At 68.2% G+C, this 6,652-nt stretch carries 2 protein-coding genes and 2 pseudogenes; 2 read left to right on the forward strand and 2 right to left on the reverse strand.

Features of this window, described 5'->3' with window-relative positions; translation table 11 throughout:
• The first annotated feature begins 290 nt into the window (after positions 1-290).
• Positions 291-1,485: pseudogene (locus tag L0P92_RS40630) on the forward strand (IS110 family RNA-guided transposase).
• 21 nt (positions 1,486-1,506) lie between these two features.
• Here the strand turns inward: L0P92_RS40630 and L0P92_RS40635 are convergent.
• Positions 1,507-1,902 carry a hypothetical protein gene (locus tag L0P92_RS40635; RefSeq protein ID WP_234768161.1) on the reverse strand — a complete coding sequence of 132 codons (396 nt, stop codon included), beginning with the start codon at positions 1,900-1,902 and terminating at the stop codon, positions 1,507-1,509.
• A 233-nt stretch (positions 1,903-2,135) separates the two neighbouring features.
• Between L0P92_RS40635 and L0P92_RS40640 the strand changes: the two are divergent.
• Positions 2,136-3,502, forward strand: a pseudogene (locus L0P92_RS40640) (NF041680 family putative transposase).
• Positions 3,503-3,511: 9 nt separating this feature from the next.
• On the opposite strand, the gene L0P92_RS40645 reads toward L0P92_RS40640, so the two are convergent.
• Complete coding sequence (locus L0P92_RS40645; RefSeq protein WP_234768162.1) at positions 3,512-5,935, reverse strand: lantibiotic dehydratase; 2,424 nt, start codon at positions 5,933-5,935, stop codon at positions 3,512-3,514.
• Between the last annotated feature and the right edge of the window lie 717 nt (positions 5,936-6,652).

Below are 6,652 nucleotides of genomic sequence, written 5' to 3' on the forward strand. Positions count from 1 at the left end.
ATCGGACCTGTGTTCTCCCATCTGCCGAGGCGATCATGCCTGGCTTCAGGGCCGCTACAAAATCCGGTTCAGCTCACGGGTCCACGCCGGTCATTCGTAGGATCGGTGAGCCCGAGGGCTCCGGGTATGGCAGTGAGCTTGTCGCCGCTCGATGGCTGAAAAGACTTGGCCGCCCGGAGCCCGTGACGGTCACAACCGCTCATTGGGATATGCGACTTGATCGCTGTGTAGGACAACGTCGGCAGGGCCGTCCGCGGGGACCGCAGAACGAACAACCGGCGGAGGCGGCCATGTTCACGATCTGGGCCGGAGTCGACATCGGCAAGGAGCATCATCACTGCGTGGCACTCGACGCACGTGGCGATCAAGGGTTATCCCGCCGGGTCGGCAACGACGAGCCCGAGCTGCTGGAACTCATCCAGGACGTGCTCGCCCTCGCCGGCCAGGGCGAGGTGCTGTGGGCGGTGGACACCAACCACGGTAGCGCCGCCCTGCTCATCGGGCTCCTGCTCGAGCACGGACAGCCGATGGTCTACCTCACCGGCTTGGCCGTCCACCGCGCCTCGGCCAGCTATCGCGGCCAGGGCAAGACCGATGCCAAGGACGCCCATGTCATCGCCGAACAGGCCCGCATGCGCCAGGGCCTCGGGCTGCTGCGGCCTGGTGACGAGGTCGCCGTCGACCTGCGCATCCTCACCGGTCGCCGTCTCGATCTCGTCAACGACCGCACCCGGCAGATCAACCGGCTGCGTGAGCAGCTCTTGGAGATCTTCCCGGCGCTGGAGCGTGCCCTGTCCCGCAAGGGCCGGGGCCTGGTCGTGTTGCTGACCTGCTATCAGACGCCAGCAGCGATCCGCCGGGCCGGCGTCCGCCGCCTTGAATCCTGGCTGAAGAACCGTGGCGTCAAGAACGCCTATTCGCTCGCCGAAACCGCCTTCGGAGTGGCACAAGCCCAGCACATCTCGCTGCCGGGCGAGCAGCTGGCCGCTGCCATGGTGGCCCGGATCGCGAGGGGCGTGCTGGTCCTGGACGCGGAGATCGGCGAACTGGATGCGCTCATCGAGGCCCGCTTTCACGAACACCCGCGTGCCAAGGTGATCGAGACGCTGCCCGGCATGGGGCCGACTCGGAGCCGAGTTCATCGCGGCAACCGGCTGAGACCTGGGCGTATTCGGCACCCCGGATCGGCTGGCCGGCTTCGCCGGCCTGGCCCCAGTCCCGCGTGATTCCGGCCGCATCCGCGGCAATTTACGCAGGCCTCACCGCTACCATCGCGGGCTGCTGCGGGCCTGCTATCTCGCCGCCATGGCCAGCGTCCGTTGCTGTCCCGTGTCCCGGCGCTACTACCAGCGCAAACGAACTGAAGGCAAGAGCCACGTCCAGGCCGTGCTGGCCCTGGCCCGCCGACGCCTCAACGTTCTCTGGGCCATGATCCGCGACGAAACCTCCTACGAACCCCGTCTCCCGATCCCCGCCGCACCTTGACGACCGCTATTGGGAAGTTCTTTAACCTTCGCCCGGGTCGTACGGCGGTGACGGTTGGTTCCAGACGGCGTCAAACCGGCTGACGATCCGTCGGAGTTCGCGAGCGTTTCGCGGCGACATGGCCTGCATCACGGCATCGAGGAGAGCACGGGCTTCGAGGGGATCGCCGCAGCAGTACCAGTGCACGTTGCCCCACTCGTAGTCATGCCACAGTTGGCGCTCGGGGCGGTGGACGTAGTCCTTCCACAGGCGCATGGCCGCGCTGACGTCTCCTGGCTGCAGATAGTTACGGGTGCGTTCGAGACGGAAGATCTCGGACAGCGCACGCGAGGACAAGCCGTCGATGACCGGCGTCGCTTCTAGTGTCCGGTGGCGGGGAATGCCGGCCCGGATGCGTCCTGGCCGTCTACGCGGCATGGACCTTTCGGTTCGTCGTCATGCCGTACATCGTGCCACGATCTCGAACGGTGTCGAACGGGTTAGCTCCCCTGAGGGTTCGCCGGACGTGCGGGCGGCCTTCGTCCGATCATGTGCTCCGACTAAGGTGCACTGATCAAGACGAAGGCCGTGAAGGTGAGTTTGCTGCTTGATCATGTTCCGGGGAAGCGTTCGCGAAAGCGTCACGCTTCCGGGACGACTTATTCGACTGCCTGACCTCGCGCGGGGACGAACTGTTCGAGCTGACGGACGCGTTGCTGTGCGCGGCCGGGCCGGTGAGGGCGCCGGTGGACCTGACGCTGGTGGCCGAACACCGGCGCGGGCACGGCGCCATGTACGACGCGCTGAACAGCGGAAACATCGACGTGCCCCGGCTGCGGCAGGTGCTGGCCGGACTGCCCATGCCGCAGGCCGCCGACGGGCGCCTGGTCCTCGCGGTCGACATCAGCCACTGGCTCCGCCCGGACGCCCCGACCAGCCCGGACCGCCTGTTCTGCCACGTCTACGGCCGCAGCGGCCGGTCCTCGGACCAGTTCAAACCCGGCTGGCCGTACTCATTCGTCGCCGCCCTGGAATCGGGCCGGACGTCCTGGTGCCAGCTCCTGGACGCCGTCCGCCTGGGCCCGGCCGACGACGTCGCCGAGGTCACCGCCGCCCAGGTCCGCAGGGTGGTCGTCGATCTGATCGAGATGGGCCGGTGGCACATCGGCGACCGCGACATCCTGGTCGTCTTCGACGCCGGCTACGACGCCCCGCGCATGGCCCATCTTCTGCGCGGGCTGCCGGTGGAGGTCCTCGGACGGATGCGCTCGGACCGGGTGATGCGCAAGCCGGTCCCAGTGCCGTGGATCTCCCCACCGCAGGGCGGGCGCCCACCCAAGCACGGCAAGGAGTTCCGCTTCGCCAAGCCAGAGACCTGGGGCGAGCCGGACGCAGCGACGGTGCAGGTCACCGACCGGTACGGCACCGCCCGCGCGATGGCCTGGGACCGCATCCACCCCGCCTGACCACCCGCTCCGCATGGATCGACCACACCGGCGAACTCCCCATCATCGAGGGCACGTTGATCCGCCTCCAGGTCGACCGGCTGCCCGGCGGCCACGACCCGCTGCCGCTCTGGCTGTGGTCGTCCGCCACCGGCCTGAGCGGCGAAGACGTCGACGTGCGCTGGCAGGCGTTCCTGCGGAGGTTCGACCTGGAGCACACCTTCCGGCTGATGAAACAGACCCTCGGATGGACCCGGCCGAAGCTCCGGACCCCCGAGGCTGGCGACCGCTGGACCTGGCTGATCATCGCCGCCCACACCCAGCTGAGGCTCGTCCGCCAGGCTGCCGCCGACTTGCGCCGCCCCTGGGAGACACCAGCCGAGCCCGGCCGCCTCACCCCCGCCCGAGTCCGCCGGGGGTTCCGGAACCTCCGCCCGCACCTCACCTGTCCGGCCCGTGCACCCAAACCCTCAACACCCGGCCCCGGACGGCCAATCGGCTCGAAGAACCGACGGCTCGCCACCCACTACGACGTCGGCAAAACTGTCAAACGCCCGGAGACCATCGCCGAACGAAACCAACTCAGACCATAAAGATCAAGCTTATCGCTCGGTGGACAGCGGGTCAACGGCGATCATTCTCAGTTCACAACTGTACCTTTCTCCGAGATCGTCGGTCAGCCATGTCTGGTTGGTATCCGGCAGGACTTCGGTGAGGGTCACCTGAGCTTCCGCGTCTTTCGCTGCCGCTCGCCGCACGGCTCTCGCGAAGAGATTGACGAGCGGGATACTGCCGAAGTCCACGAAGAACGGTTTGATTTCACCGGGTGTCTTGGCGAACACCCGCTCCGGAAGGCCGCTCTCGACGCGCCAGGCGCGGGCGGCGAGAAACCTTTCCCGTTCCTCCCGTTGGTCCGCCCAGGTCAGTTCTGCGGCGGGCAGTGTCCACGCCTCCCGTGCCACGACGAGGCGGTCGACAGTGACCCGCCCGTGGTGCCGGCAGCGCGGGAACGGTTGGAAGGCGGTCGCGGTCACGTCGCTGAGAGGTTCGCTGAGCACTTCGAGCAGAGGAGCACGGAAGGTTCCGGCACCGTCGCGCACCTCCAGGGCGCCCGGTTCGTCGGTGGCGTGGACGAAGAGGTCTACCAAGGCCAGGAACCTGCCGGGCGGTTCGATGCTGGGGTTGCGCGTGCTCCAGTAGACGGTGTCCGGTGCGGGCATCGCCGTCGGTGGGCTCAGCCGGCTGCTGGTCGTGGCCAGCAGGTTCTTCTTCGGCGGCACCAGGTAGATCCGGCGGCCGCCGTGGTCCGCGGCGTCGTAGCCGCGCAGCGTTTCGGGTGCGGGATGGTGCTCGACTGTTGAGCGGTGTTCCAGGGTGTTGAAGGCGGCGTGCACTTCGCCCAGAACCGCCTCGTACTCGCCCCGGCGGATGGCTGCTTCCGAGGCTGCGGCGATCATCACGTCCGGAGCATGGTGAATGGCGGCCGAGTGGGCAGGGCGAGCGGCCGGGAACGCGGCCCGCACCCGGTCGGCGAGCATGCCGCAGGAGAGGTGTGCGGGCATGCCGGTCTCGGGGCGCGCCGCCGCCCCGAGTACATGCCTCCACCGCTGCTGGAAGTCGGTGATCGCGGCGCGAGTCTCGTCGGAGTCCGTGCCGTGACACCCCAGCCTCTGCCCGGCGTGCTCCAACAACTCCACGAGTGGCATTGCCGCCCCGGGGCGAGCGGCCGTCCAGTCCTGGTGGGCCGCGGAAAGGTAGGCGCCGTACTCCGCCGCGATGCGGTTGGCCAGCCATCTGGCGCTGTCCAGCACCAGACCGAGCGGACCGGCCAACTCATCACGCAAGACCGTGCCCAACTCCACGTGCACATCGCGGACCGTCTCCTCGAAGACGAGGGTGCGGGCGGCGTAGGTCTGTCCGTGGAGCCGTCCGGCCTCCCTGCCCGTGACCTGCTCGAACTCGGCGTTGAGTCGGTCGAGCGCGGCAGCCAGCCGCTTGGCGTCACCGGCTGCCGCCGCGACGTCCGCCCGCGCGCCGAGGAGCCGGTCCAGATCCGCCAGCGCCCTGTCACGCACAGACCGATCGCCGATTCGGCGCAGCCTGTCACGCAAGGTGGTCTCGGGGCACAGTTCAAGGGGCCCTTGGAGACCGAGCGTGATGAGTTCTTCACCGAGCAGCCAGTTCAGTGCCGCCATGGCCTCGGCCTCACAACCGTAGGGAAGGCCGGGGCCGGCGAGTGCACGAGCCACCTCGATGGCCGGACGCTCACCGTCGCACGCCCGCAACAGCGCTGCCTGAGCGGGCGACAACAGCAGCGGGGAACCGAACGGCCGCCGGAGCAAGCCCTCTTCCACGACCATGTTGGGGTCACGGCGCGGCAGGAGCCAGGGCGCCATAGCGGGGTCCCGGCCCAGCGCCTGAGCGACGGCGTCGACGGCCCAGCTCTCGAAGTACACCGCCCGGTGACGCAGGAACCGGTGACCCTGCTCGATCCGGAGCCGGCCCCCTGCGTGCACGCCGTCCTCGGCCCGGATCCACTGTCCCCATGCGGTGGGCCCGAAGAAGCCGATGGTGTCGTTCTTCAACGCGTAGCGTTGAAGGTAGTTGACGATGGTCTCCTGGTGTTCGCGCCCTTTGCTGTTCCGGGGAGCTTCTGGGACGACTTTGTCCAGGCACCTCGGGAGCAGTGCGTGGTTCTGCCAGGCCACCGCTTCCCGGAAGCGGCCGTCCGCGGCCGTGCGCCGGACGACCTCGCTGAAACCTGCCACCGCGGTATCGAAGGCGCAGTGGTATTCATCGGCTGTGACCGTCCCGGAGAGCAGGGCGTCGGCGGTACGCGCCAGGTCCGGGTCGGTCAGTTCATCGACGAGGCGGGCGGGGAATCCGGCGCCGCGGACCAGTACGTCACGCCACACGTGCCATCCGGTGGTGCCAAGCCGCACCAGGTGTGCGGTGGCCGGCTCCGGGCCGGTCATGCGGGAGTTCAGCAGGGCGGTATCGGGCGGGTTCGGCGGTGGCACTGTCATCAGCTCCTGGCGAACGTGGTGGTCGGTCGGCTGATACGGCACAGGCCGTCGGCCTGTGCCGGCGTCATCGCGGTCGGCTAGGCACCGCCCGGGTGCAAGAATCAACTGCGGGGGATCACAGGCCGTCCGCTGAGATACGGAAAGGCCGCAGAGTCTTCGATCCTCACGGCAGGTCCATCGCCACGCCGGCACGACGACAAACAGGAACCAGGCGTAAACGCTCCGAAGGGAGGAAATAGGGTCACTCCACCTCTAATTGCTGAGGCGTAGCTATCGCGCCTGCTTATTGATCTCGTCGTGGTCTTCTGTTGCTCAGTTGTACTGGGCGCTATGCCTGTTCCGTCAGGGGAGGCTTACGCGGGGCTGAGGCGCCGGGGGCCGGTGGTACATAAGCTGAGCTGGACGTTTATGGATGCGCAGTGAAGTGAGTGTGGTGGCGGTTTTGCGCAGTGTGGTTGGCGCGCCTATAGGTAAGGGGAGTTGCCGGCTGTTTTCAGCAGGGTTGGGGCGTGGGTTGGTTCGCGGGTGTGCAGGCGTTGCCAGAGCAGGTCGTGGTCGGCGGGGGCGAGGCGGGGCAATTGGAGGCGGCCCGCGAGGTGGTGGAGGAAGGCGGACTGCTGCGCGCCTGTCAGGGGTGCGGGGGCATGCGGTCAGGGCCGCGGCGAGGGTGAGGGTCTCCGGGTAGGCGATCAGTTCCCGCCAGGTCCGGGCGGGGGG

Origin of the sequence: Streptomyces muensis (genome assembly GCF_021474425.1) — a bacterium.
In the GTDB taxonomy this organism is placed as follows: domain Bacteria; phylum Actinomycetota; class Actinomycetes; order Streptomycetales; family Streptomycetaceae; genus Streptomyces; species Streptomyces muensis.

Coding starts and splice junctions, on each gene's coding strand:
- L0P92_RS40635 (WP_234768161.1), bottom strand. CDS start 1,902: ATGCCGCGTAGACGGCCAGGACGCATCCGGGCCGGCATTCCCCGCCAC.
- L0P92_RS40645 (WP_234768162.1), bottom strand. CDS start 5,935: ATGACAGTGCCACCGCCGAACCCGCCCGATACCGCCCTGCTGAACTCC.